This is a genomic window from Streptomyces umbrinus, from assembly GCF_030817415.1.
GTDB lineage: Bacteria > Actinomycetota > Actinomycetes > Streptomycetales > Streptomycetaceae > Streptomyces > Streptomyces umbrinus_A.
This window is the reverse complement of the sequence record NZ_JAUSZI010000002.1, coordinates 3,830,268-3,856,973: the sequence shown is the minus strand read 5'-3', so window position 1 is coordinate 3,856,973 and position 26,706 is coordinate 3,830,268. Positions and strand designations below refer to the sequence as shown.

The following is a 26,706-nucleotide window of genomic DNA, read 5'->3' as shown; positions in this document are numbered from 1 at the left end:
AGGGACGCTTCGGCGTCCCTTCTTTCTTGCCCCCGCGCACTCTTTCACTGTCTTTAACGTTTGGTGTGCCCTGCACGTTCAAGGGTGAAACCGCGCGTTCATGGAGTGAGACCCACCCGGAAGGTAGAGTCCGGCTGCGTGCACCTCAAGGCCCTGACCCTGCGCGGGTTCAAATCGTTCGCCTCGGCGACCACGCTGCGGTTCGAGCCGGGCATCACCTGTGTCGTGGGCCCCAACGGCTCGGGCAAGTCCAATGTCGTGGACGCCCTCAGCTGGGTCATGGGCGAGCAGGGCGCCAAGTCCCTGCGCGGCGGCAAGATGGAGGACGTCATCTTCGCCGGCACCACCGGGCGGCCCCCGCTCGGCCGCGCCGAAGTGTCCCTGACCATCGACAACTCCGACGGCGCGCTGCCCATCGAGTACGCCGAGGTCACCATCACGCGGATCATGTTCCGCAACGGCGGCAGCGAGTACCAGATCAACGGCGACACCTGCCGTTTGCTGGACATCCAGGAGCTGTTGTCCGACTCCGGCATCGGCCGCGAGATGCACGTCATCGTCGGACAGGGCCAGCTCGACTCCGTCCTGCACGCCGATCCGATGGGCCGCCGTGCCTTCATCGAGGAGGCCGCCGGCGTTCTCAAGCACCGCAAGCGCAAGGAGAAGGCGCTGCGGAAGCTGGACGCGATGCAGGCCAACCTCGCGCGCGTGCAGGACCTCACCGACGAACTCCGGCGCCAGTTGAAGCCGCTGGGCCGGCAGGCCGCCGTCGCCCGCCGGGCCGCCGTCATCCAGGCCGACCTCCGCGACGCCCGCCTCCGGCTGCTCGCCGACGATCTCGTACGGCTCCGGGGAGCGCTCCAGGCCGAGGTCGCCGACGAGGCCGCGCTCAAGGAGCGCAAGGAGTCGGCCGAGGCCGACCTGAAGAAGGCGCTCCAGCGCGAGGCGATGCTGGAGGACGAGGTACGGCGGCTCACCCCGCGCCTGCAGCGAGCACAGCAGACCTGGTACGAGCTGTCGCAGCTGGCCGAGCGGGTGCGCGGCACGGTCTCCCTGGCGGACGCGCGGGTCAAGAGCGCGACCGCCCAGCCGCCGGAGGAGCGGCGCGGGCGGGACCCCGAGGACATGGAGCGCGAGGCCGCGCGGATCCGTGAGCAGGAGGCCGAGCTCGAAGCGGCCCTGGAGGCGGCCGAGCGGGCCCTGGAGGACACCGTCTCCCACCGGGCCGACCTCGAGCGCGAACTGGCGGTGGAGGAGCGGCGTCTGAAGGACGTGGCCCGCGCCATCGCGGACCGCCGCGAAGGCCTGGCCCGGCTGAACGGGCAGGTCAACGCGGCCCGTTCGCGCGCCGCCTCCGCCCAGGCGGAGATCGACCGGCTCGCCTCCGCCCGCGACGAGGCGCAGGAACGGGCGGTCACCGCCCAGGAGGAGTACGAGCAGCTCAAGGCCGAGGTCGACGGCCTGGACGCGGGCGACGAGGAAATCGCCGGACGGCACGAGACGGCCAAGCATGCCCTCGCCGACGCAGAGTCCGCCCTGACCGAGGCCCGCGAGGCGGCCACCGCGGCCGAACGCAAGCGCGCCGCCACGCAGGCCCGCCACGAGGCCCTGTCCCTGGGGCTGCGCCGGAAGGACGGCACAGGGGCGCTGCTCGTGGCGAAGGACCGGCTGACAGGTCTGCTGGGTCCGGCGGCGGAACTGCTCTCCGTCACACCCGGCCACGAGGTCCCGGTCGCGGCCGCCTTCGGCGCGGCGGCGGATGCCATCGCGGTGACCAGCCCGTCCGCGGCGGCGGACGCCATCCGCCTGCTGCGCAAGCAGGACGGGGGGCGGGCGGCGCTGCTGCTGGCGGGGGCACCGGACGCTCCCGCTGCCGGGGGAGCGTTCGGCAACACCGGCGACGTAATCGGCGCGCAGTCCGCGCAGTCCGGCGTGGGCGTCGGCGGGACGTCCTCCGGGGGAGATCCGGAGCGTGGTGGTCCCGAGCGTGGTGGTCCGACGTTCGCCGCCGATCTCGTCCGCGGGCCCTCCGATCTCATGCCTGCCGTACGGCGGCTGCTGCGGGGCATCGTCGTGGTCGGGACGCTGGAGGACGCCGAGGATCTCGTCTACTCCCGGCCCGAGCTCACCGCGGTGACCGCCGAGGGAGACCTGCTCGGGGCGCACTTCGCCCAGGGAGGTTCCGCCGGGGCGCCGAGTCTGCTCGAAGTACAGGCGTCGGTCGACGAGGCGGCGGCCGAGCTGGAAGAACTGGGCGTGCTGTGCGAGGAGTTGACCGAGGAACAGCACCGGGCCGCCGAGCTGCGCAAGGAACGGACCGCTCTCGTAGAGGAGTTGGGCGAGCGTCGGCGGGCCGGTGAGCGGGAGAAGTCCCAGGTCGCCCAGCAGCTCGGGCGGTTGGCCGGGCAGGCGCGGGGCGCCGCCGGAGAGGCCGAGCGGAGCACCGCGGCGGCCGCACGCGCACAGGAAGCCCTCGAACGTGCCGTCCAGGAGGCGGAGGAGCTCGCCGAACGGCTCGCCGTCGCCGAGGAGATGCCGTTCGAGGAGGAACCCGACACCTCCGTACGGGACCGGCTCGCGGCCGACGGGGCCAACGCTCGGCAGACCGAGATGGAGGCCCGGCTCCAGACGCGTACGCACGAGGAACGGGTCAAGGGGCTTGCCGGGCGGGCCGATTCGCTGGACCGGGCCGCGCGGGCCGAACGTGAGGCACGCGCGCGTGCCGAGCAGCGCAAGGCACGGCTGCGGCACGAGGCCGCTGTCGCCGGGGCCGTCGCCTCCGGCGCGCGGCAACTGCTCGCGCACGTCGAGGTCTCGCTCGCCCGGGCGGACGAGGAGCGTACGGCCGCCGAGCGCGCCAAGGCGCGGCGGGAGCAGGACCTCGTCGTCGCCCGCAACGAGGGCCGCGACCTCAAGGCCGAACTCGACAAGCTCACGGACTCGGTGCACCGCGGCGAGGTCCTCGGGGCCGAGAAGCGGATGCGGATCGAGCAGTTGGAGGCGAAGGCGCTGGAGGAGCTGGGGGTCGAACCGGCCGGGCTGATCGCGGACTTCGGGCCTGACCAGCTCGTGCCGCCCTCCCTCCCCGCCGAGGGCGAGGAGCTGCCGGAGGATCCGGAGCATCCGCGCAACCAGCCCCGGCGCTTCCACCGTGCCGAGCAGGAGAAGCGGCTCAAGTCCGCCGAACGGGCCTACCAGCAGCTGGGCAAGGTCAACCCGCTGGCCCTGGAGGAGTTCTCCGCGCTGGAGGAGCGCCACAAGTTCCTCAGCGAGCAGCTGGAGGACCTGAAGAAGACGCGTGCCGATCTTCTTCAGGTGGTGAAGGAGGTCGACGAGCGCGTCGAGCAGGTCTTCACCCAGGCGTTCTGGGACACGGCGCGGGAGTTCGAAGGGGTCTTCAGCCGGCTGTTCCCGGGTGGGGAGGGGCGGCTGATCCTCACCGATCCCGACAACATGCTCACCACGGGTGTCGATGTGGAGGCGCGGCCGCCCGGGAAGAAGGTCAAGAGGCTGTCGCTGCTGTCCGGTGGCGAGCGGTCGCTGACCGCCGTGGCCATGCTCGTGTCGATCTTCAAGGCGCGGCCCAGTCCGTTCTATGTGATGGACGAGGTCGAGGCGGCGCTGGACGACACGAATCTTCAGCGGTTGATCCGGATCATGCAGGAGCTGCAGGAGGCTTCGCAGTTGATCGTGATCACGCATCAGAAGCGGACGATGGAAGTTGCTGACGCGTTGTATGGCGTGTCCATGCAGGGGGACGGTGTTTCCAAGGTGATCAGCCAGAGGCTGCGCTAGCAGCGGACGATCGCCTTTCGGGTGCGGGTTCGTTGGGGCTGGTCGCGCAGTTCCCCGCGCCCCTTGAAGGGGCGCCCATGGCCAGGCAGTTTTGACGGTTCACCTCTACTTCTTCAAGAGTTGAACACACCTTCGCCATCTCGGGTCTCATTGGTCACAGCTACGCCCTATTGACTTCGAAACTTGAAGGCATAAGGTCGACGGCGTTGCTTTTACCTTCAGATGGTGGGTGGCGTAAACGTGTGCGCCACTGGAAACACCGTCCTGATGGGCTCGCCCCCACCCCCGGCAGTGAGGCCGGTGGCCCGAGGAGTTACACGTGACCAGCTCAGCGCAGCCGCTCAAGTCAGGAGCCCGTGAGGCTCACCCCGAACATCTCGGGCACGTCATCTTCATCGCGGCGGCGGCCGCGATGGGCGGTTTCCTCTTCGGCTACGACAGTGCCGTGATCAACGGCGCCGTCGAGGCCATCCGGCACCGGTACGACATCGGCTCCGCGGCCCTGGCCCAGGTCATCGCCGTCGCGCTGATCGGCTGTGCGATCGGTGCCGCCACCGCGGGCCGGATCGCCGACCGCATCGGCCGTATCCGCTGCATGCAGATCTCGGCCGTGCTGTTCACCGTCAGCGCCGTCGGCTCCGCGTTGCCCTTCGCCCTGTACGACCTGGCCTTCTGGCGGGTCGTCGGCGGCTTCGCCATCGGTATGGCCTCCGTCATCGGCCCGGCCTACATCGCCGAGGTCGCCCCCGCCGCGTACCGCGGACGGCTCGGCTCCTTCCAGCAGGCCGCGATCGTCATCGGCATCGCCATCTCGCAGCTGGTCAACTGGGGCATCCTGAACGCCGCCGGCGGCGACCAGCGCGGCGAGATCATGGGCCTGGAGGCCTGGCAGGTCATGCTCGGCGTCATGGTCATTCCGGCCGTGCTGTACGGGCTGCTCTCCTTCGCGATCCCGGAGTCGCCCCGTTTCCTGATCTCCGCAGGCAAGGACGAGCGCGCCCGTGAGGTGCTGCGCGAGGTCGAGGGCGACAACGTCGACCTGGACGCCCGCGTCGCCGAGATCGAGCACGCCATGAAGAGCGAGCACAAGTCGGTCTTCAAGGACCTGCTCGGCGGGACCTTCTTCTTCAAGCCGATCGTCTGGATCGGCATCGGCCTCTCGGTCTTCCAGCAGTTCGTCGGCATCAACGTCGCGTTCTACTACTCCTCGACGCTGTGGCAGTCGGTCGGCGTCGACCCGTCCGAGTCGTTCTTCTACTCGTTCACGACGTCGATCATCAACATCGTCGGCACCGTGATCGCCATGATCTTCGTCGACCGGATCGGCCGTAAGCCGCTCGCGCTCATCGGCTCCGTGGGCATGGTCATCGGGCTCGGTCTGGAGGCCTGGGCCTTCTCCTTCGACCTCGTCGACGGCAAGCTGCCGGCCACCCAGGGCTGGGTCGCCCTGATCGCCGCCCATGTGTTCGTGCTCTTCTTCGCCCTCTCCTGGGGTGTCGTCGTCTGGGTCTTCCTCGGTGAGATGTTCCCGAACAAGATCCGCGCCGCCGCCCTCGGTGTCGCCGCCTCGGCGCAGTGGATCGCCAACTGGGCCATCACCGCGAGCTTCCCGTCGCTGGCCGACTGGAACCTCTCCCTGACCTACGTGATCTACACGGTCTTCGCCGCGCTCTCCATCCCGTTCGTGCTCAAGTTCGTGACGGAGACGAAGGGCAAGACCCTGGAGGAGATGGGCTAGCCCGTCCGGCCGCCGCGGCTCGCGCGAGCCCCGGCGGCCCCCCGAATTCGGGGGGAAGGGCCAAGTCCCCGCTGCCCCTCTCCCCGTTACCCGTAGGACGTACTGCCTCGGCCCGGCCCTCGAAGATCCGTCCCAGGATCTAGAGGCTCTTGAGCCGGGGCAGTACGTTCTCGCAGAACAGGTGCATGCTGCGCCAGCCCTCGTCGAGCGGCATCCCGCCGGACAGCGGATGCAGTACGTAGCTGTCGAGGCCCTGCGCCAGACACTCGTCCGGCGTCACGATCCGGTAGACGCCCTCGGCGCGCAGCTCGTCGACCGTCGTGGCCGCCGACCGCACCGCCGAGCGGATGTCGGACGACTGCCAGGAGGCGTACGTCCTCGCCTCGTGCAGGAAGTGCTCGCCGTGCTCGGCCCACACGCGGTCCGGGTCCTCGGCCAGGTGCAGGAGCGGGGTGACCGCCGAGGGCATCATGGTCCAGCCCTGCGTGCCGTACTCGACCAGCCGCTCCTTGTAGTAGGCCTCCAGCTCCGGCAGATGCGCGCTCGGGAAGAACGGCAGGCCGAGCCGGGCCGCGCGCCGGGCCGCCGCCTTGGAGGAGCCGCCGACCAGCAGCAGGGGGTGCGGATCCGAGAAGGGGCGCGGTGTGACCCGTACCGTACGGCCCTGGTACTCGAACTCCTCGCCGGTCCACGCCTTCAGCAGCGTCTCAAGGAGCTCGTCCTGGAGACGGCCGCGCCGCTTCCACTCCACGTCGAAGATCGCGTACTCCTCGGGCCGGTAGCCGATGCCCGCGACCGTGATCAGCCGGCCGCCGCTCAGCAGGTCGAGTACGGCGATGTCCTCGGCCAGCCGCAGTGGATCGTGCAGCGGGCCGATGATCGCCGAGACGGTGACCGCGATGCGCCGGGTCGCGCCGAAGACCGCGCCCGCGAAGGTGAACGGCGAGGGCAGCCAGTTGTTCTCGACGCCGTGGTGCTCCTCGGTCTGCACGGTGGTCATCCCGCGGTCGTCGGCGTAAGTCGCCATCTCCAGGGCTGCCTTGTAGCGGGCGCTGAGCGAGGCGGGTGTCGCGCCGGGCTCAACGAGGTTGAAACGTACGACCGTTGCGGGCATGGGAAAGTCCCCCTTCGCCGAGCCGGGTGGGGTGCCGGTGATGTCGGTGCAGGGGGACCGTAGCTGACGGATCGTCAGACAGCCAGAGTGGCGGGCTTCTTGTCCGGCTCCGGCTCGGGAACGGTCACCGCGGGCTTCGGCAGCAGCACGTACAGGAGGAAGGAGACGACGATCGTGGCCACCCAGCCGAGGCCGTACTCGCCGACCGGGTTGCCGGCGGCCAGCGGTCCGGTGAACCAGTCGGACGTGGTGAAGAGCAGTCCCGCACCGAGGCCGAGGCCCCAGGCGGCCACCGCGGCCGGGGCGAAGCCGCCGCGGTACCAGTAGGCGCTGGTGCGCGTGGTGTCGAGCAGTGCCTTCGCGTCGTACTCCCTGCGGCGCAGCATGTCCGCCCCGAAGACGCCGACCCAGGCGGAGAACGCGACCGCGAGCATCGACAGGAACGCGATGAACGAGCCCATGAAACTGGTCGCGACGAGCATCAGGACGCCGCCGAGGACCAGCGAGATCACGGCGTTCACCGACACCGCCCAGTGGCGCGGCACCCTGAAGCCGAGGGTCTGCGCGGTGAAGCCCGCCGAGTACATCGACATCGCGTTGATCAGCAGCATGCCGACCAGGGCGATGAGCAGATACGGGACCGCGATCCACAGCGGCAGGATCTCGCCGAGGAACGAGACCGGATCGGCGGCCGAGGCCAGGTCGGGCGTCGAGACCGCCATCACCGCACCCATGAGGATCATGGGGAGCACGACGATGCCGGCGCCGCCGACCGAGTGCCCCACGATCGCCTTCGAGGACGCCGTGCGCGGCAGATACCGGGTGAAGTCGGGGGAGGACGGCACCCAGCTGATCCCACCCGCGGCGATCAGACCGACGCCCGTGATCATCAGGGGCGTCGGGCCCGCGCCCTGCCCGAAGACCTTCCCCCAGTCGGTCTCGACGAGCAGATAACCGAGGACGAGGACGGAGAAGCCGCCGAAGAGGTAGGTCGCGTACTTGTTGCACGTCCGCACGGCGTTGATGCCGAGACCCGAGATCGCGAACGTGGTGACGACGAAGAGCAGCAGCGTCACGATGACCAGGGGCGTGCTGCGGCCGATGCCGAAGAGGATGTCCACCACGGTGAGCAGGGCGTACGCGCCGGTCACCGCGTTGATCGTCTCCCAGCCCCAGCGGGCGACCCAGATCAGCGAACCCGGCAGCAGATTGCCGCGCTGCCCGAAGACCGCCCGGGACAGCATCATGCCGGGCGCGCCGCCGCGCTTCCCGGCGATACCGATCAGCCCGACCAGGCCGTACGACACGATCGGCGCGGCCGTCGCCACGACCAGCTGATGGCGAGGGCGTGTCACGGCCCACCTCATGGGCCGTGACACGCCCTGGGGACGCTGTGCGTACCCTGCGCATCCGATACTGGGTGCGTTGTGACTCCGCCCCTGAGGGGCTTCCGGCCGACGCAGGGTCGGGCGGCGGGCCAGCCCGGCCCGTGGGGCATACACCCCACGTCGGCAACGAACGGCCGGGCGGGAGGTCACGCCATACTGGAGCTGTTATGGAAATCGTCATCCTTGCTGTAGTCATCGCCGTGGTCGTGATCGGCGCGCTCGGCGGGCTCGTCATCGGCAGCCGCAGGCGCAAGCAGCTGCCTCCGTCGCCCCCCGCCGCCCCCGACATCACCGCTCCGCCGGCCGAGCCGCATATCGGCGACGAGGCCGAGACGCCGCGCGACGAACCGCGCCGCACGATAGAGGAGGTGGATCTTCCGGACGCCTCGGCGGCCGCGCCGGTCGCCGTCGACGAGCCCGCACCGGTGGTCGAAGCGCCCCCGGTCGAGGTCCCGGAGCCGACCGCGGGCCGCCTGGTCCGCCTGCGCGCCCGCCTCTCCCGCTCGCAGAACGCGCTCGGCAAGGGGCTGCTCACGCTCCTCTCGCGCGAGCACCTCGACGAGGACACCTGGGAGGAGATCGAGGACACGCTGCTCACCGCCGATGTCGGCGTGCAGCCCACCCAGGAGCTGGTCGAGCGGCTGCGCGAGCGGGTGCGGGTGCTCGGCACGCGGACCCCCGACGAGCTGCGGACCCTGCTGCGGGAGGAGCTGCTCACCCTCCTCGTGCCCGACTTCGACCGCACCGTGAACACCGAGTCCGGTCTGGACACCCCGGGCATCGTGATGGTCGTCGGGGTCAACGGCACCGGCAAGACCACCACCACCGGCAAGCTCGCGCGGGTGCTCGTCGCCGACGGCAAGCACGTGGTGCTCGGCGCGGCCGACACCTTCCGTGCCGCCGCCGCCGACCAGCTGCAGACCTGGGGCGAGCGCGTCGGCGCCCGCACCGTGCGCGGCCCCGAGGGCGGCGACCCCGCGTCCATCGCCTTCGACGCCGTCAAGGAGGGCATCCAGGAGGGCGCGGACGTCGTCCTCATCGACACCGCGGGCCGGCTGCACACCAAGACCGGTCTCATGGACGAGCTCGGCAAGGTCAAGCGCGTCGTCGAGAAGCACGCCCCGCTGGACGAGGTGCTGCTGGTCCTGGACGCCACCACCGGCCAGAACGGCCTGGTCCAGGCCCGGGTCTTCGCCGAGGTCGTCGACATCACCGGCATCGTCCTGACCAAGCTCGACGGCACGGCCAAGGGCGGCATCGTCATCGCCGTCCAGCGCGAACTGGGCGTTCCCGTCAAGCTCGTCGGCCTCGGCGAGGGCGCGGACGACCTGGCCCCGTTCGAGCCGGAGGCGTTCGTGGATGCCCTTATCGGAGAGTGACGTCCCGTACGAGAGGTACGTACGCGAGGAAGGGCCCCACCGCATGGTGCAGATGCGATGGGGCCCTGCTTTCTTTGCGCCTGAACCGGCGCCGCTCTCGCGGACGTGGCTGCTCGCCGTCGTGGTTCCTCAACTGATGGCCGCGCGGCCGGGGTGGTGAAAGAAGGGCTTCGCCACATGGTGCAGATGCGGTGAGGCCCTTCGCTTCAGCCCTCCTGGCCGGGGCTACGCGCGCGAGCGGTGTGCCACGTACGCCAGCGTCCCCAGCAACAGCCGTGCCGCGGGCGGCTTTGTGGCCGAGTCGAGGGCGGGGGAGCGGAGCCAGTGGACCGGGCCGAGGCCGGCGCGGTCGGAGGGCGGGGCCGTGATGTACGTGCCGGGGCCCAGGCCGTGCAGGTCGAGCGCGGCGTCGTCCCAGCCCATGCGGTAGAGCAGCTCGGGCAGTTCGGCCGCGGCGCCGGGGGCGACGAAGAAGTGGGCGCGGCCGTCCGGGGTGGCGGCCACGGGGCCAACCGGGAGCCCCATGCGTTCGAGCCGGACCAGGGCACGGCGGCCGGCCGGCTCGGCGACCTCGATGATGTCGAAGGCGCGGCCCACGGGAAGCATCACCGCGGCGCCGGGGAACTCGCCCCAGGCCTGCGTCACCTCGTCGAGCGTGGCACCGGCCGGGACGACGGGGGCGAAGTCCAGGGGATGCGCGCCGGGCGCCGGACAGTCGGCCCGGCCGCACGAGCAGGTCCCGGCGGCGGTCCGGGCGCCGGGCGCCACGTCCCAGCCCCACAGTCCGGTGAACTCGGCCACGGCCGTGCACTCCGAGGAGCGGCCGCGGCGACGAGAACCGGACCGGATTTCGCGGATGCCGCCGATCGTGAAGCCCATGCCCCCTCCAACGGGTCCAGCGCGCAGGTGGTTACGTGACGGAACGGAACCGTAACTCTGCGTTCCCAACGCTGTGCGGTTCATGCGGCGCCCGGTGGTGTCACGGGTGGTGCGTCCGGCTTCGCGCGCCCCGATGTGCATCGCTCCGCCCACTCCCGGCCGTCATGTGTCAAGTGAATCGCGTACAGGCCGCCGGGAGTTCATTCGAAGGGGTGGCGAATGGTGGCGTTTCCGGGATCGCCATGGCTGGAGGGGTGATCGTAGGATTACCGTGAGTGCACGGTCCTGGGGACGCATGCACTCGTGGGTATGCCGGAGGCAACTCGGCCTCTCGTTCGATGGGTGAGAACCACCGGACGGACGACCATATGTACCGGCATTCTGGTAGGGCTTGGCGCACACAGCGCACAGCACAAGTGGGTTCAGGGATGGGGGCGTTCCAGTGGGCGGCAACGGCGGAGGCGGGACGACTGCTGACAAGCGCCCCAATGAGCTGTTGGGCTCGTGGTTCGTGCGCAGCGGTTGGTCCAAGGGCGAGCTGGCGCGTCAAGTGAACCGCAGAGCGCGCCAGTTGGGAGCCAACCACATCTCGACGGACACCTCGCGTGTGCGCCGCTGGCTGGACGGCGAGAATCCCCGCGAGCCCATCCCGCGCATCCTCTCCGAGCTGTTCTCCGAGCGCTTCGGCTGTGTCGTCGCCGTCGAGGATCTGGGCCTGCGCGCCGCTCACCAGTCACCGTCCGTGTCCGGCGTCGACCTGCCCTGGACGGGTCCGCAGACCGTCGCCCTGATCGGTGAGTTCTCGCGCAGCGACCTGATGCTGGCGCGGCGCGGATTCCTCGGCACGTCACTGGCGCTCTCCGCGGGCCCCTCGCTGATCGAGCCCATGCAGCGCTGGCTGGTGCCCAGCCCCGTCACTCCCCGTGAGCAGCCGGAGTCCGCCGCCGCCTCGCGCCGCCCCGGCCGGCTCTCCCAGCCCGAGCTGGACCTCCTCGAATCCACCACGGTCATGTTCCGCCAGTGGGACGCCCAGTGCGGCGGCGGTCTGCGCCGCAAGGCGGTCGTCGGCCAGCTGCACGAGGTGACGGACCTCCTCCAGGAGCCGCAGCCCGAGGCCACCACCAGGCGCCTGTTCAAGGTCGCCGCCGAGCTGGCCGAGCTGGCGGGCTGGATGAGCTACGACGTCGGTCTCCAGCCGACCGCCCAGAAGTACTTCGTCCTCGCCCTGCACGCCGCCAAGGAAGCCGCCGACAAGCCGCTCGGCTCGTACGTGCTCTCCAGCATGAGCCGCCAGATGATCCACCTCGGCCGGCCCGACGACGCTCTGGAACTGATCCACCTCGCGCAGTACGGAAGCCGCGACTGCGCGAGCCCCCGGACCCAGTCCATGCTGTATGCGATGGAGGCCCGGGCCTACGCCAACATGGGGCAGCCCGGAAAGTGCAAGCGAGCCGTCCGGATGGCCGAGGACACGTTCGGTGACGCGCTCGAGTTCGACGAGCCCGAGTCCGACTGGATCCGCTTCTTCTCCGAGGCCGAGCTGCACGGCGAGAACTCCCACTCCTTCCGCGACCTCGCCTACGTCGCGGGCCGCAGCCCCACATACGCCTCGCTGGCCGAGCCCGTCATGCAGAAGGCCGTGGACCTCTTCGAGAAGGACACCGAGCACCAGCGTTCGTACGCACTCAACCTCGTCGGGATGGGCACGGTGCACCTGCTCCGGCGGGAGCCCGAGCAGAGCACTGTCGTGGTGCGCGAGGCCCTCAGGATCGCCAAGAAGGTGCGCTCCGAGAGGGTCAACACTCGTATCCGAAAAACCGTCGACACGGCTGTACGCGATTTCGGGGATCTCGCCGCCGTGGTGGACCTGACCGAGCAGCTCGCCATCGATCTGCCCGAGACCGCCGAGGCGGTCTGACCCCAGTACCCCGGCCGCGGCCGCCGTCCTTAACAGCCCGACTCGGCTCCCCCATGCCAGGTCATCGGACGGCCGACCGCGGCCGGTTCCATACCTTCGATGAAGGTTGCGCCACGATAACGATCGCGTGGACCGACATCAGCCAGTTCATCGAGGCGTAACACACAGGACCTCTTCGTCACTGCGGCGAAACATCGAGGGGTGCCGGTCGAAACCGCGCTGCGCCAATCTCTGGCGCATAACCGGCCCACCCCTCATAACCGCTCATGGCTTCGCCCGCACGGGGCCGTACCAAACGACGAGGAGACGCCGATGGCACCAGCCATCACGCTTGCCGCAGACGCTCCCACGCTGTCTGCCGCCAACACCGGGTTCATGCTCATCTGTTCCGCCCTGGTGCTGATCATGACTCCCGGACTCGCCTTCTTCTACGGAGGCATGGTCCGGGTCAAGAGCACCCTGAACATGTTGATGATGAGCTTCATCAGCATGGGGATCGTCACCATCCTGTGGGTGCTCTACGGCTTCTCGCTCGCCTTCGGCACCGACTCGGGCGGCATCATCGGCTGGTCCTCGGACTACGTGGGCCTCAGCGGAATCGGCATCACGCAGCTCTGGGACGGCTACACCATCCCGATCTACGTCTTCGCCGTCTTCCAGCTGATGTTCGCGATCATCACGCCCGCCCTGATCAGCGGTGCCGTCGCGGACCGTGTGAAGTTCACGGGCTGGGCGCTGTTCGTCGCCCTGTGGGCCACGGTCGTCTACTTCCCGGTCGCGCACTGGGTCTGGGGCGCCGGTGGCTGGGCCTTCGAGCTCGGCGTCATCGACTTCGCCGGTGGTACGGCGGTCCACATCAACGCGGGTGCCGCGGCACTCGGTGTGATCCTCGTGATCGGCAAGCGCGTCGGCTTCAAGAGGGACCCGATGCGCCCGCACAGCCTGCCGCTGGTCATGCTCGGCGCCGGTCTGCTGTGGTTCGGCTGGTTCGGATTCAACGCCGGCTCCTGGCTCGGCAACGATGACGGCGTCGGCGCGCTGATGTTCATCAACACGCAGATCGCCACCGCCGCTGCCATGCTGGCCTGGCTCGCGTACGAGAAGATCCGCCACGGCGCGTTCACCACGCTGGGTGCCGCCTCCGGTGCGGTGGCCGGTCTGGTCGCCATCACCCCGTCGGGTGGTGCCGTGTCCCCGCTCGGCGCGATCGCCGTCGGTGTCGTCGCCGGTCTGCTCTGCGCCATGGCCGTGGGCCTGAAGTACAAGTTCGGCTACGACGACTCGCTCGACGTCGTCGGTGTCCACCTCGTCGGCGGTGTCGTCGGCTCCCTGCTGATCGGCTTCCTCGCCACCGGCGGCGGCCAGTCCGACGTCGCGGGCCTCTTCTACGGCGGCGGCCTCGACCAGTTCTGGAAGCAGTGCGCCGGTGTCTTCGCGGTCCTCGCCTACTCCCTCGTGGCCTCCGCGGTGCTCGCCTTCCTGATCGACAAGACGATCGGGATGCGCGTCTCCGAGGACGACGAGATCGCGGGCATCGACCAGGCCGAGCACGCCGAGACCGCATACGACTTCAGCGGTGGCGGCGGCGGCGCGTCCTTCAGCGCCGCACCGTCCCCGGCCCAGGGCACTCCGGCCAAGAAGGTGGACGCATGAAGCTCATCACCGCCGTCGTGAAGCCCCACCGGCTCGACGAGATCAAGGAGGCTCTCCAGGCCTTCGGCGTTCACGGTCTGACGGTCACCGAGGCGAGCGGCTACGGTCGTCAGCGGGGTCACACCGAGGTCTACCGCGGTGCCGAGTACACCGTCGACCTCGTCCCCAAGATCCGCATCGAGGTGCTGGTCGAGGACGACGACGCCGAGCAGCTGCTCGACGTCATCGTGAAGGCGGCCCGTACGGGCAAGATCGGAGACGGCAAGGTCTGGTCCGTCCCGGTCGACACGGCGGTCCGGGTCCGGACCGGCGAGCGCGGACCCGACGCGCTGTAGGCAGAACAAGAACAGGAGCCACTGGGTGACGAGTACGGACGTGCGTACGGAAGCAGAGGACTCGGGACCCAGCGGCTATGCGGCGGCCCGGCTGCGCCTCCTCCAGGAGGGGGCGCGGTCCGGGCCGCCGCGCCGTGCGGCCCTCGCCGAACTGACCGACGACTGGCTGACCGGTCTGTTCGACGCGGGCGCCGACAAGCTGCGCGGCATCTCGCTCGTCGCCGTCGGCGGCTACGGCCGCGGAGAGCTCTCCCCGCGCAGCGACCTCGACCTGCTGCTCCTGCACGACGGCAGCGCCGACCCCGGCGCGGTGGCCTCCCTCGCCGACCGCATCTGGTACCCGGTCTGGGACCTCGGCCTCGACCTCGACCACTCCGTCCGTACGCCCGCCGAAGCACGCAAGGTTGCGGGCGAGGACCTCAAGGTCCAGCTCGGCCTGCTGGACGCCCGGCACCTCGCCGGCGACCTCGGCCTCACCGCCGGACTGCGCACGGCCGTCCTCGCCGACTGGCGGAACCAGGCGCCGAAACGTCTCCCCGAACTCCAGGAACTCTGCGCCGAGCGTGCCGAACGCCAGGGCGAGCTGCAGTTCCTCCTCGAACCCGATCTCAAGGAGGCCCGCGGCGGCCTGCGCGACGCCACCGCGCTGCGCGCCGTCGCCGCCTCCTGGCTCGCCGACGCCCCGCGCGAGGGCCTCGCCGACGCCCGCAGGCGCCTCCTCGACGTCCGTGACGCCCTGCACCTCGCCACCGGCCGCGCCACCGACCGCCTCTCCCTCCAGGAGCAGGACCAGGTCGCCGCCGAACTCGGCCTGCTCGACGCCGACACACTCCTGCGCCAGGTGTACGAGGCCGCCCGCGTCGTCTCGTACGCCAGTGATGTCACCTGGCGCGAGGTGGGGCGCGTGCTGCGGTCGCGCGCCGTCCGTCCGCGACTGCGCGCCATGCTGGGCGGCGGCAAACCGACCGCCGAGCGCTCACCGCTGGCCGAGGGCGTCGTCGAGCAGGACGGCGAGGTCGTCCTCGCCCGCGCCGCCCGCCCCGACCGCGACCCCGTACTTCCCCTGCGTGCCGCCGCCGCGGCCGCCCAGGCGGGCCTGCCCCTCTCCCTGCACGCCGTGCGCCGCATGGCCGCCGGGGTCCGCCCGCTGCCCACGCCCTGGCCCGCCGAGGCCCGTGAGCAGCTCGTCACGCTGCTCGGCTCGGGTCCCTCGACCATCGAGGTCTGGGAGGCCCTGGAGGCGGAGGGCCTGATCACCCGGCTGCTGCCCGACTGGGAGCGCGTCCGCTGCCGCCCGCAGCGCAACGCCGTCCACATCTGGACCGTCGACCGTCATCTGATCGAGACGGCCGTCCGCGCCGCGGAGTTCACCCGCCGCGTCCACCGCCCCGACCTGCTGCTGGTCTCCGCCCTGCTGCACGACATCGGCAAGGGCTGGCCCGGCGACCACTCCGTGGCCGGCGAGATCATCGCGCGGGACGTGGCCGCCCGGATCGGCTTCGACCGCTCGGACGTGGCCGTGCTCGCCACCCTCGTACGCCACCACCTGCTGCTCGTCGAGACGGCGACCCGGCGCGACCTGGAGGACCCGGCGACCGTTCGCTCGGTCGCCGAGGCGGTCGGCTCGCAGGGCACGCTGGAACTGCTGCACGCGCTGACCGAGGCGGACGCGCTGGCCACCGGGCCCGCCGCCTGGTCCTCGTGGCGCGCCTCCCTCGTCGCCGACCTGGTCAAGCGGGTCTCCGCCGTGCTCGCCGGGGACACCCCCGAGGAGCCCGAGGCCGTCGCGCCCACCGCCGAGCAGGAGCGGCTCGCCATCGAGGCGGCCCGCACCGGCGGCCCCGTGCTCGCGCTGCGCGCCCAGACCGAGCCGCCCACCGAGGAGCCGTCCGGCGACCCGGAGCCCCTCGGTGTGGAACTGCTCATCGCGGTGCCGGACCAGGAAGGCGTCCTGCCGGCTGTCGCGGGCGTCCTCGCCATGCACCGGCTCACCGTGCGGACGGCGGAGCTGCGGGCGCTGGACCTGCCCGACGGTGTCTCCGGCTCCGTGCTGCTCCTCGACTGGCGGGTCGCCGCCGAGTACGGCTCACTGCCGCAGGCCGCCCGCCTGCGCGCCGATCTCGTACGTGCCCTCGACGGCTCCCTCGACATCGCGGGGCGCCTCGCCGAGCGCGACGCCGCGTATCCGCGTCGGCGGGGCATCGTGGCGCCGCCGGCCCGGGTGTCCGTGGCCGCCGCGGCGTCCCGGCTCGCCACGGTCATCGAGGTGCGTGCGCATGACGCGCCTGGGCTGCTGCACCGGATCGGGCGGGCGCTGGAGGAGGCGCAGGTGCGGGTGCGTAGCGCGCACGTTTCCACGCTGGGGGCGAATGCGGTGGATGCGTTCTATGTGACTGGGGCTGAGGGAGCACCGTTGCCCGGGGAGCAGGCGGCTTCGGTTGCCCGGGCGTTGGAAGACACATTGCGGGAGTGAGTGTTGTGCGGGAAGGTCGTTCGATGCTTGCGGGCCGCCAGTGGCTGATCGCGCAGTTCCCCGCGCCCCTGAAGGGGCGCGGGCCCGGATCCCTGTGACGGGGTGGAGACCCTTCCTGGCGCGGGCAGATACCCTGGAGGGCGGACCTGCCCCCCTGCCCCCTACTTGAGGATTCGCGACCGCCGTGTTCGACACTCTCTCCGATCGCCTCGCAGCGACATTCAAGAACCTTCGCGGCAAGGGGCGCCTGTCCGAGGCGGACATCGACGCCACCGCGCGCGAGATCCGTATCGCCCTGCTGGAAGCGGATGTCGCGCTGCCGGTCGTGCGGGCCTTCATCAAGCAGGTCAAGGAGAGGGCCCTCGGGGCCGAGGTGTCGCAGGCACTGAACCCCGCCCAGCAGGTCATCAAGATCGTCAACGAGGAGCTCGTCGGCATCCTCGGCGGCGAGACCCGTCGGCTGCGCTTCGCCAAGCAGCCGCCGACCGTGATCATGCTCGCGGGGCTGCAGGGTGCCGGTAAGACCACGCTCGCCGGAAAGCTCGGCAAGTGGCTCCAGGGCCAGGGGCACGCCCCGCTGCTGGTCGCCTGCGACCTCCAGCGCCCGAACGCGGTGACCCAGCTGAGCGTCGTCGCCGAGCGCGCCGGGGTCGGCGTCTACGCCCCCCAGCCGGGCAACGGCGTCGGTGACCCGGTCCAGGTCGCCAAGGACTCCATCGAGTACGCGAAGCAGAAGCAGCACGACGTCGTCATCGTCGACACCGCCGGCCGCCTCGGTATCGACCAGGAGCTGATGCAGCAGGCCGCGGACATCCGCGACGCGGTCTCGCCGGACGAGATCCTGTTCGTCGTCGACGCGATGGTCGGTCAGGACGCGGTCAACACCGCCGAGGCCTTCCGTGACGGCGTCGGCTTCGACGGCGTGGTCCTCTCGAAGCTCGACGGCGACGCCCGTGGTGGTGCCGCGCTCTCCATCGCGCACGTCACCGGCCGCCAGGTCATGTTCGCCTCGAACGGCGAGAAGCTGGACGACTTCGACGCGTTCCACCCGGACCGCATGGCGTCCCGCATCCTCGGCATGGGCGACATGCTCACGCTGATCGAGAAGGCCGAGCAGACCTTCTCGCAGCAAGAGGCCGAGCAGATGGCCGAGAAGCTGGCCTCCAAGAAGGGCCAGGACTTCACGCTCGACGACTTCCTGGCCCAGATGGAGCAGGTCAGGAAGATGGGCTCCATCTCCAAGCTGCTCGGCATGCTCCCCGGCATGGGCCAGATCAAGGACCAGATCAACAACCTCGACGAGCGTGACGTCGACCGCACGGCCGCCATCATCAAGTCGATGACCCCGGGCGAGCGCCAGGAGCCGACGATCATCAACGGCTCGCGCCGTGCCCGTATCGCCAAGGGTTCCGGTGTCGAGGTCAGCGCGGTCAAGGGCCTGGTCGAGCGGTTCTTCGAGGCCCGCAAGATGATGTCCCGCATGGCCCAGGGCGGCGGCATGCCGGGAATGCCCGGGATGCCGGGCACGGGTGGCGGCCCCGGCCGGGCGAAGAAGCAGCCCAAGAAGGCCAAGGGCAAGCAGCGCTCCGGCAACCCGATGAAGCGCAAGCAGCAGGAGGAGGAGGCCGCCGCGCGCCGCGAGGCCGCGGGCCAGGCAGGCGGCGCCTTCGGCCTCCCGGGCGGCCAGCAGCCGCAGGACTTCGAGCTCCCGGACGAGTTCAAGAAGTTCATGGGCTGACGAATTTTCGGTACGAGGCTGGGGGTGCCCTCTTTGGGGGGCGCCCCCAGCCTCGTTCGTGCCGGGTGCCGGGTGCCGGGTGCCGGGTGCCGGGTGCCGGGCCTTGGGCCTCGGGTCCTGGGCCTCGGGTGTCGGCGTCTGCTCTCTGTGCGCGTGCTGGTGTGGCCTTCGTGTCGTAACGTCCGGATATGAGCAACCCTGTGCCGCCGCGCAAGGCCCCCGACCGGCCGTGGCGCTCCGAGGGCACTCCGGAGGAGGAGCCGCCGAAGCCGTCGCCCGGTGGCGGGAGGCGGATGCGCGGCGGCTGGTGGGGCCTGGCCCTCGCCGCCCTGGTCGTCTTCCTCATCGCCTACCTCGTGCTGTCCTTCTTCAACGAGGGCGACGAACCGACGATCTCGTACACGGAGTTCAGCAAGCAGGTCGACGACGGCAACGTCACCAAGATCTACTCCAAGGGCGACGCCATCCAGGGCCAGCTCAAGAAGGCGCAGGACAACCCCGGGGACGACGGGAAGTACACCAAGTTCAAGACCCAGCGCCCGGTCTTCGCGGACGACGAGCTCTGGGAACAGCTGGACAAGCACGACGTCACCGTGACGGCCGAGCCGGTGGTCCAGCAGCGCAGCCTCCTGGCGAACCTGCTGATCTCGCTGGCGCCGATGGTGCTGCTGGTCGTCCTGTGGATCTTCATCGCCCGGCGGATGAGGACGGGCCTCGGCGGCGCCGGCGGCATGCTCGGCCGCAAGGCACCGCCCAAGCCGGTCGAACTGCAGCCCGGTGCCGAGCGCACGACGTTCGCGGACGTGGCCGGTATCGACGAGGTCGAGGGCGAGCTCAACGACGTGGTCGACTTCCTGAAGAACCCGGACGCCTACCGCAGGATGGGCGCGAAGATGCCGCGCGGGGTGCTGCTCGCGGGTGCGCCCGGCACGGGTAAGACGCTGCTCGCGCGGGCGGTCGCGGGGGAGGCGGGCGTGCCGTTCTTCTCGGCCTCCGCCTCGGAGTTCATCGAGATGATCGTGGGCGTCGGCGCCTCCCGCGTACGGGAGTTGTTCGCGGAGGCCCGCAAGGTGGCTCCTTCGATCATCTTCATCGACGAGATCGACACCATCGGGCGGGCGCGGGGCGCCGGTTCCGGCATGGGCGGCCATGACGAGCGCGAGCAGACGCTGAACCAGATCCTCACCGAGATGGACGGCTTCTCCGGCTCCGAGGGCGTGATCGTCATCGCGGCGACCAACCGGGCAGACGTCCTGGACCCCGCGCTGACCCGGCCCGGCCGCTTCGACCGGGTCGTGAACGTCTCACCTCCCGACCGGGCCGGCCGCGAGGCGATCCTGGAGATCCACACCCGGGAGATCCCACTCGCGCCCGATGTCGACCTCGGCCAGATCGCCCGTACGACGCCGGGGATGACCGGTGCTGAGCTGGCCAACCTGGCGAACGAGGGGGCGCTCCTTGCGGTGAAGCGCAAGCAGTCCCAGGTCACCCGGAGCGACCTGTCAGAGGCGCTGGAGAAGGTGCAGTTGGGCGCGGAACGGCCGCTGGTCATGCCGGAGGAGGAACGCCGCCGCACCGCCTACCACGAGAGCGGGCACGCGCTCCTCGGCATGCTGCAGCCGGGCGCCGATCCGGTCCGCAAGGTCACCATCGTGCCGCGCGGGCGGGCGCTGGGGGTCACGCTCTCCACCCCTGACGCCGACCGGTACGCGTACACGGAGGAGTATCTGCGCGGGCGGATCATCGGGGCGCTGGGTGGCATGGCGGCGGAGCGTGTCGTCTTCGACGTGGTCACCACCGGTGCCGAGAACGACCTGGAACAGGTCACCAATATCGCCCGGGGCATGGTCGCGCGCTGGGGCATGAGCGAACGCGTCGGCCGTCTCTCCGCGCTTCCCGGTGACGCCCAGCAGGCGTACGGACTCTCCGCCGCGCCGGAGACCCTCGACACGATCGAGCACGAGATGCGGCGGATCGTGGACGAGTGCTACGAGGAGGCGTGCGGCAAGCTCCGCGCCCATCGCCCCCAGCTGGACGCCCTCGCGGCGGCGCTCCTGGAGAACGAGACGCTGGAGGAGACGGACGCGTACCGGGTGGCGGGGGTCACCCGCCTGACGAAGGCCGACTGAGGGCCTACTTTCCTCGCCCCGCCGCCCCCTACCTGTCCCGTCCCTGGGGCTCCGCCCCCCGAACCCCCGATCGTCGAGTGTCGGGTGCGAGTGGTGTGTGGCTGGTCGCGCAGTTCCCCGCGCCCCTGGAAGGCGGGGCTGCGCCCCCCGCCTTCCAGCCCGTCCGGCGTTTGAGGACGAGGCCGTTCAGGCCGATGGCGGGGGTCTGGGGGCGGCAGCCCCCAGGGACGGGACGGGTAAGGGCGGCGGGGGCGAGGAAAGATCGTGTCAGGGGGTGCGGGCGATCAGGTAGCGGAAGATGTTCGGCATCCATACCGTGCCGTCCCGCCGCTGATGGGGATGCAGGGCCTCGCGGAGCTCCTTGTCGACCTGAGCCTGATCCGTGGCGGCGACGGCAGCATCGAACAGCCCCGTAGAGACCAACCCCCGCACCGCGTTGTCCACATCGGCGTACCCGAAGGGACAGGCAACCCGCCCCGACCCGTCGGGCCGAAGCCCGGCACGCTGGGCGACCTCCTCCAGATCGTCCCGAAGGGCAGGCCGCCAGCTCCCCGCCCCCCGAAGCGGATCCGCCAGCTTCGTGGCGACCCGCAGCACAGAGGCGGTAGCGCACCGCTCCGGCGGCCCCCACCCCGCGATCACCACGGGAACCCCCCGCCCCACAAGGGGACGCGCCCCCGCCAGCAACTCACCCAGCCCTTCGGAGTCCCCGCCCACACACCCGATCGGCTCGAAGGCCGTCACCAGGTTGTACGCGGACGGCCCCGGGCCAATCGCGTCGGACGCGAGGTCCGCCGGTGCTCCGTCGACCAGCCGAGTCCCGGCACGCGCACGCGTGCCCCACGCCTGGGGCAGTAACCGCTCCCGCGCGAGAGTCAGCCGCTCGGGCGCGCCGGCATCGACACCGGTGACCCCGGCGCCTCGGGAGGCCGCCATGAGCAGCGCGAGACCGGACCCGCAGCCGAGCCCCAACAACCGGGTGGCGGAGCCCACTTCGAGCCGCTGGTACACGGCCTCGTAGAGCGGGACGAGCATCCGCTCCTGAATCTCGGCCCAGTCACGCGCGCGTGCCCACGGATCCACCCGGGGCACAGTCCCCGCGTGAGGTTGGTGATGCCGCACGAGCGTAGGTGTCATCGAAAGCGCCCCAATCCGCCGAGAGTTGCTTCTTGTGCCCCGTTTCTCCGCCCCCGTGCAGTGCGCGCGCACTCCGCCCCCCGTATGCCAGGAAACTCCGCGCTCGTCGTGGCGTCCAGGGGTTACGGAGCCCGGTTTGCGTGCCATCGGCGCGCGCCGTAAAAATTCACATACCGGCAACATGTGCCCGTACCATCGCGCCATGGCAAAGGCACCTGTTCTCACGCCTCGGGCGGACGATTTCCCGCGCTGGTACCAGGACCTGATCAGCAAGGCCGAGCTGGCCGACAACGGTCCGGTGCGCGGCACGATGGTCATCCGGCCGTACGGCTACGGGCTGTGGGAGCGGATGCAGCAGGAGATGGACGCCCGGATCAAGGAGGCGGGCGCCCAGAACGCGTACTTCCCGCTCTTCATCCCGCAGTCGTACCTGACGAAGGAGGCCGAGCATGTCGAGGGTTTCGCGCCCGAGCTCGCCGTCGTCACGCACGCCGGCGGCAAGGAGCTGGAGGAGCCGGTCGTCGTCCGCCCCACCTCCGAGACGATCGTCAACGACTACTTCTCCAAGTGGGTCCAGAGCTACCGCGACCTCCCGCTGCTGATCAACCAGTGGGCGAACGTGGTCCGTTGGGAGATGCGCCCGCGCGTGTTCCTCCGTACGACGGAATTCCTGTGGCAGGAGGGACACACGGCCCACGCCACGTACGAGGACGCCCGGGACTACGCCGCGCACATCCACGAGAAGGTGTACGCCGACTTCATGGTGAACGTCCTGGGCATCGATGTGGTGCTGGGGCGGAAGACGCCGGGTGAGCGGTTCGCGGGCGCCGTCAACACCCTCACGCTCGAAGCGATGATGGGTGACGGCAAGGCCCTGCAGATGGGCACCAGCCATGAGTTGGGCCAGAACTTCGCCAGGGCCTTCAACACCCGGTATCTGTCCAGGGACGGCCGCCAGGAGCTCGTCTGGCAGACCTCCTGGGGGTCCTCGACCCGCATGGTGGGTGGCCTGATCATGTCGCACGGCGATGACAGTGGGTTGCGGGTGCCCCCGCGCCTCGCCCCCGTACAGGCCGTGGTCCTCGCCATCAAGGGCGACGATGCGGTTCTGGCCAAGGTCCACGAGATCGGCGACCGGCTGAAGGCTGCGGGCGTACGGGTCCGGGTCGACGATCGCACGGACGTCCCGTTCGGCCGCCGCGCCGTCGACTGGGAACTCAAGGGCGTGCCCGTACGTATCGAGATCGGCCCCCGTGACCTGGAGAACGGCACCGCGATGCTGGCCCGCCGCATCCCCGGAGGCAAGGAGCCGGTGGTGATCGACTCCCTCGTACGGCTGCTGCCCGCCGTTCTCGAAGAGGACCAGGCCCTGCTGCTGACGCAGTCGCGCGAGCGGCGGGAGTCCCGGACGTCCGAGGTGTCGACGATCGGGGAGGCCGTCGAGGCCGCCGTCGCCGGCGGCTGGGCGCGCATCCCCTGGGCCGCCCTGGGCGAAGAGGGCGAGGCCGAGCTCGCGGCGCACGCGGTGACCGTACGCTGTCTGGTCGCGGAAGACGGGTCGGTGCCCGGGAGCGACGACGCACCCGGTAACGTCGCCGTCGTGGCCCGCGCCTACTGAGCCCCGGCATTCCGCCGCGAGAAGGACCGAAACGCCTCTTGCGCATCTGATGACCGCAGGTGCCCCGGCGCGCGGACACCGTCTACAGGCCGGGGCGTACGAGTCACTACGTACCGGCTAGGTGTGAACTGTGAGGCTTCTCCGCAGATCAGCGCACCCGCCCTCGTCAGGACGCATCAGCGGCAACTGACGGGTACGTGCAAATTATTTGGGATGCCCCGGAATAGGAACACAGAGGCACCCCGGCTCGTTGTCATTACGTGAGCACGACACCACCTGTTCTCGCCGCAGAGCTGGCAGGGGCGTGGGCCGACATTCAGCGGCACCACACCGAGCTGCCCGATCTTGCCGCGCCAGAGTCCCTGATCGGAGAGTCGTCGTCCGCCTGCGGGCACGAGCTCTCCTTCGAACGACTGCTTCACGAGGCAGTCCACGGCATCGCCGCCGCCCGAGGTGTCCGAGACACCTCCCGCGCCGGCCGGTACCACAACCGCAGATTCCTCGCGATCGCCGAGGAGTTGGGCCTGGACCACCCCGAGGAGCCGCATCCCAGCAGTGGCTTCTCGCTGGTCACGCTCAACCCCGAGGCGAAGCGGCGCTATCGCCCGACGATCGAGCGGCTGCAGCGCGCCCTCAAGGCGCACACGGTCGCGACCGCCGCGGACACGGCCCGCAGCTTCCGGGGCCCGGCCGCCCGGCACGGCTCCTCCGGAGGAGGCGTGCGGGTGAAGGCCGTGTGCGACTGCGGGCGCAACGTCCGCGTCGTCCCGTCGGTCCTCGCCCAGGCGCCGATCGTGTGCGGAGGGTGCGGGAAGCCGTTCCGTATCCCGGAGGTGGTCGGCGCCGCAGCGGGGTGAGCGGACAGTCGTCGTAGCGGCGGGCCGTCGTGCCGCCGGGGTGTGCGGGAGAGCGTAGTGGCATCTCGTGGGTGCCGGATTGCGCAGCGGCCCACCTCGACGGCGACACCCGTGTGGGGCCCGATCGTGCCGCGGGCCGGTCATGCGCTGCCCGGGTCGAGGCCCCGGTCAGGGTGTGGCAGAATGGCCAGCTGTACTCGACAGCCGCACAGGACCCCTCTCTCCTCCGGCTGACGCGTCCATCGGGCACTCGGGTACCGCAACCCCACGCGGCAATTTCGTCGTGCCCAACCACGTCAAGACCAGGAGACACCACTCCAGTGGCAGTCAAGATCAAGCTGAAGCGTCTGGGCAAGATCCGTTCGCCTCACTACCGCATCGTCGTCGCCGACTCCCGTACCCGCCGTGACGGCAGGGCCATCGAGGAGATCGGTCTGTACCACCCGGTGCAGAACCCCTCGCGCATCGAGGTCGACTCCGAGCGTGCGCAGTACTGGCTGGGTGTCGGCGCGCAGCCGACCGAGCCCGTTCTCGCCATTCTCAAGCTGACCGGCGACTGGCAGAAGTACAAGGGCGAGCCCGCCCCGGCGCCGCTGCTCGTGGCCGAGCCGAAGGCCGCGCGCCCGTCGTTCGACGCCCTGGGCGGCGACGACGAGGGCAAGGGTGAGGCCATCACCCAGAAGAAGAAGGCTGAGAAGAAGGACGAGGCTTCCGCCGAGTCCGCGTCGACCGAGGCCTGAGCATGCTCGAGGAGGCTCTCGAGCACCTCGTGAAGGGCATCGTCGACAACCCGGACGATGTGCAGGTCGCCTCGCGCAACCTGCGTCGCGGACGCGTTCTCGAGGTCCGGGTGCACCCCGACGACCTCGGTAAGGTGATCGGCCGCAACGGCCGCACCGCACGCGCCCTGCGCACCGTCGTGGGCGCCATCGGCGGCCGCGGCGTCCGTGTCGACCTCGTCGACGTGGACCACGTCCGCTGACGTAAAACGCAGCACCGGCTCGGGCCGGGGAGGGCCATTGGGCCGTCCCCGGCCCGTAGTCGTCTTACGCGGCCATGCCGTAGCCACACGACAGGAGATCAGGCAAGTGCAGCTGGTAGTCGCGCGGGTGGGCCGCGCCCATGGCATCAAGGGCGAGGTCACCGTCGAGGTACGTACCGACGAGCCGGAGCTGCGGCTCGCGCCCGGCGCCGTCCTGGCCACGGACCCCGCCTCGGCCGGTCCGCTGACCATCGAGACGGGGCGGGTGCACAGCGGCCGCCTCCTGCTGCGCTTCGAGGGCGTGAGCGACCGCAACGGCGCCGAGGCGCTGCGCAACACGCTGCTGATCGCCGAGGTCGACCCGGACGACAAGCCCGAGGACCCGGACGAGTACTACGACCACCAGCTCATGGACCTGGACGTCGTCCTGAAGGACGGCACGGAGGTCGGGCGGATCACCGAGATCTCGCACCTGCCCTCGCAGGACCTCTTCGTGGTGGAGCGGGCCGACGGGACCGAGGTGCTGATCCCCTTCGTCGAGGAGATCGTCGTCGAGATCGACCTGGAGACGCAGCGGGCGGTCATCGACCCGCCGCCCGGGCTGATCGACGACCGGGCGGAGATCGCCTCCTCCAGGGACGCCGAGAACACCTCCGCGGGAGAAGACGAGAACACCTCCGCGGGAGAAGACGAGAACACCTCCGCGGGAGACGAGGCGTGATGCGGCTCGACGTCCTCACGATCTTCCCCGAGTACCTGGAACCCCTGAACGTCTCGCTCGTCGGCAAGGCACGCGCGCGTGGACAGCTGAATGTGCACGTGCATGATCTTCGGCAGTGGACGTACGACCGGCACAACACGGTCGACGGCACCCCGTACGGCGGCGGCCCCGGCATGGTCATGAAGACCGATCCCTGGGGCGACGCGCTGGACTCAGTCCTCTCGGAGGGCTACGAGACGGGCTCCCACGGGCCCGTCCTGGTCGTCCCCACACCCAGCGGACGCCCGTTTGACCAGGAGCTCGCCGTCGAGCTCTCCGAGCGCCCCTGGCTGGTCTTCACGCCCGCCCGCTACGAGGGCATCGACCGGCGCGTCATCGACGAGTACGCGACCCGGATGCCCGTGTACGAGGTGTCCATCGGCGACTACGTGCTGGCCGGCGGCGAGGCGGCCGTCCTCGTCGTCACGGAGGCCGTGGCCCGGCTGCTGCCCGGTGTCCTCGGCAACGCCGAGTCGCACCGGGACGACTCCTTCGCGCCGGGAGCCATGGCCAACCTCCTGGAGGGGCCCGTCTACACGAAGCCGCCCCAGTGGCGCGGCCGCGGGATCCCGGACGTGCTGCTCAGCGGCCACCACGGGAAGATCGCCCGCTGGCGGCGGGACGAGGCCCTGAAGCGCACGACGGCCAACAGGCCGGACCTCATCGAGCGTTGCGACCCCGCGGCCTTCGACAAGAAGGACCGCGAGATGCTCTCCGTCCTCGGCTGGCAGCCCGGCTCCGACGGCCGATTTTGGCGCAGGCCAGAGGCCGTGGAAGAATAGGCGGCTGCTGTACGTCGTCCGGCGTGCGCCC

Annotated in this window: 19 protein-coding genes; 15 read left to right on the top strand and 4 right to left on the bottom strand. The window is 70.4% G+C overall.

Annotated features, from left to right (window positions below; all coding sequences use genetic code 11):
• Positions 1 to 138 precede the first annotated feature (138 nt).
• Both QF035_RS16830 and QF035_RS16825 read left to right on the top strand, forming a co-directional pair.
• Entirely contained in the window at positions 139 to 3,795 is a 3,657-nt protein-coding gene (locus QF035_RS16830; protein WP_307521149.1) for an AAA family ATPase, read from the top strand.
• 319 nt (positions 3,796 to 4,114) lie between these two features.
• A complete protein-coding gene (locus tag QF035_RS16825) occupies positions 4,115 to 5,533 on the top strand; it encodes a sugar porter family MFS transporter (protein WP_307521148.1) in 1,419 nt (472 codons plus the stop codon).
• A gap of 139 nt (positions 5,534 to 5,672) precedes the next feature.
• On the opposite strand, the gene QF035_RS16820 is transcribed toward QF035_RS16825, so the two are convergent.
• Positions 5,673 to 6,647, bottom strand: a complete 975-nt coding sequence (locus QF035_RS16820; protein WP_269654865.1) for an LLM class flavin-dependent oxidoreductase — start codon at positions 6,645 to 6,647, stop codon at positions 5,673 to 5,675.
• A gap of 74 nt (positions 6,648 to 6,721) precedes the next feature.
• On the bottom strand, positions 6,722 to 8,002 hold the full coding sequence (locus QF035_RS16815; protein WP_307521147.1) for a cytosine permease: 1,281 nt from the start codon (positions 8,000 to 8,002) through the stop codon (positions 6,722 to 6,724).
• A gap of 200 nt (positions 8,003 to 8,202) precedes the next feature.
• Between QF035_RS16815 and ftsY the strand changes: the two genes are divergently transcribed.
• Positions 8,203 to 9,414: a signal recognition particle-docking protein FtsY gene (gene ftsY, locus QF035_RS16810; RefSeq protein WP_307521146.1), complete on the top strand. Its 1,212-nt coding sequence runs from the start codon at positions 8,203 to 8,205 to the stop codon at positions 9,412 to 9,414.
• 225 nt (positions 9,415 to 9,639) lie between these two features.
• Here the strand turns inward: ftsY and QF035_RS16805 are convergent, their stop codons facing one another.
• Entirely contained in the window at positions 9,640 to 10,293 is a 654-nt protein-coding gene (locus QF035_RS16805) for a bifunctional DNA primase/polymerase (RefSeq protein WP_189843573.1), read from the bottom strand.
• A gap of 442 nt (positions 10,294 to 10,735) precedes the next feature.
• Here QF035_RS16805 and nsdA point away from each other — a divergent pair, with 442 nt between their 5' ends.
• From nsdA to ftsH, 6 genes are all read left to right on the top strand, one after another.
• Positions 10,736 to 12,211 (top strand): transcriptional repressor NsdA, encoded by a 1,476-nt coding sequence (gene nsdA / locus QF035_RS16800; protein WP_307521145.1) that lies wholly within the window; start codon positions 10,736 to 10,738, stop codon positions 12,209 to 12,211.
• A 312-nt stretch (positions 12,212 to 12,523) separates the two neighbouring features.
• Entirely contained in the window at positions 12,524 to 13,864 is a 1,341-nt protein-coding gene (locus QF035_RS16795) for an ammonium transporter (RefSeq protein ID WP_307521144.1), read from the top strand.
• Positions 13,861 to 14,199: a P-II family nitrogen regulator gene (locus QF035_RS16790; RefSeq protein ID WP_143640660.1), complete on the top strand. Its 339-nt coding sequence runs from the start codon at positions 13,861 to 13,863 to the stop codon at positions 14,197 to 14,199. Before QF035_RS16795 ends, QF035_RS16790 begins: the two co-directional genes overlap by 4 nt.
• 25 nt (positions 14,200 to 14,224) lie before the next feature.
• Complete coding sequence (locus QF035_RS16785) at positions 14,225 to 16,672, top strand: [protein-PII] uridylyltransferase (protein WP_307521143.1); 2,448 nt, start codon at positions 14,225 to 14,227, stop codon at positions 16,670 to 16,672.
• 184 nt (positions 16,673 to 16,856) lie between these two features.
• Positions 16,857 to 18,410, top strand: a complete 1,554-nt coding sequence (gene ffh, locus QF035_RS16780; RefSeq protein WP_266754200.1) for a signal recognition particle protein — start codon at positions 16,857 to 16,859, stop codon at positions 18,408 to 18,410.
• 188 nt (positions 18,411 to 18,598) lie between these two features.
• Entirely contained in the window at positions 18,599 to 20,539 is a 1,941-nt protein-coding gene (gene ftsH / locus QF035_RS16775; RefSeq protein ID WP_307521142.1) for an ATP-dependent zinc metalloprotease FtsH, read from the top strand.
• 267 nt (positions 20,540 to 20,806) lie between these two features.
• On the opposite strand, the gene QF035_RS16770 is transcribed toward ftsH, so the two are convergent.
• Positions 20,807 to 21,676 (bottom strand): SAM-dependent methyltransferase, encoded by an 870-nt coding sequence (locus tag QF035_RS16770; protein ID WP_307521141.1) that lies wholly within the window; start codon positions 21,674 to 21,676, stop codon positions 20,807 to 20,809.
• Between the two features lie 202 nt (positions 21,677 to 21,878).
• Between QF035_RS16770 and proS the strand changes: the two genes are divergently transcribed.
• The 6 genes from proS to trmD all read left to right on the top strand — a co-directional run bounded on the left by proS (position 21,879) and on the right by trmD (position 26,675).
• Positions 21,879 to 23,294, top strand: coding sequence for a proline--tRNA ligase (gene proS / locus QF035_RS16765; protein WP_307521140.1), 1,416 nt, complete (start codon positions 21,879 to 21,881; stop codon positions 23,292 to 23,294).
• Between the two features lie 260 nt (positions 23,295 to 23,554).
• Entirely contained in the window at positions 23,555 to 24,151 is a 597-nt protein-coding gene (locus QF035_RS16760; RefSeq protein ID WP_269649597.1) for a hypothetical protein, read from the top strand.
• 320 nt (positions 24,152 to 24,471) lie between these two features.
• Positions 24,472 to 24,891 (top strand): 30S ribosomal protein S16, encoded by a 420-nt coding sequence (gene rpsP, locus QF035_RS16755; RefSeq protein WP_200395637.1) that lies wholly within the window; start codon positions 24,472 to 24,474, stop codon positions 24,889 to 24,891.
• A 2-nt stretch (positions 24,892 to 24,893) separates the two neighbouring features.
• The gene (locus tag QF035_RS16750; RefSeq protein ID WP_003973401.1) at positions 24,894 to 25,133 is read left to right on the top strand and encodes an RNA-binding protein; all 240 of its coding nucleotides are present in this window, start codon (positions 24,894 to 24,896) and stop codon (positions 25,131 to 25,133) included.
• A 106-nt stretch (positions 25,134 to 25,239) separates the two neighbouring features.
• On the top strand, positions 25,240 to 25,854 hold the full coding sequence (gene rimM, locus QF035_RS16745) for a ribosome maturation factor RimM (protein ID WP_307521139.1): 615 nt from the start codon (positions 25,240 to 25,242) through the stop codon (positions 25,852 to 25,854).
• A complete protein-coding gene (gene trmD, locus QF035_RS16740; protein WP_307531182.1) occupies positions 25,854 to 26,675 on the top strand; it encodes a tRNA (guanosine(37)-N1)-methyltransferase TrmD in 822 nt (273 codons plus the stop codon). The genes rimM and trmD overlap by 1 nt, the downstream gene beginning before the upstream one ends.
• Positions 26,676 to 26,706: the final 31 nt, after the last annotated feature.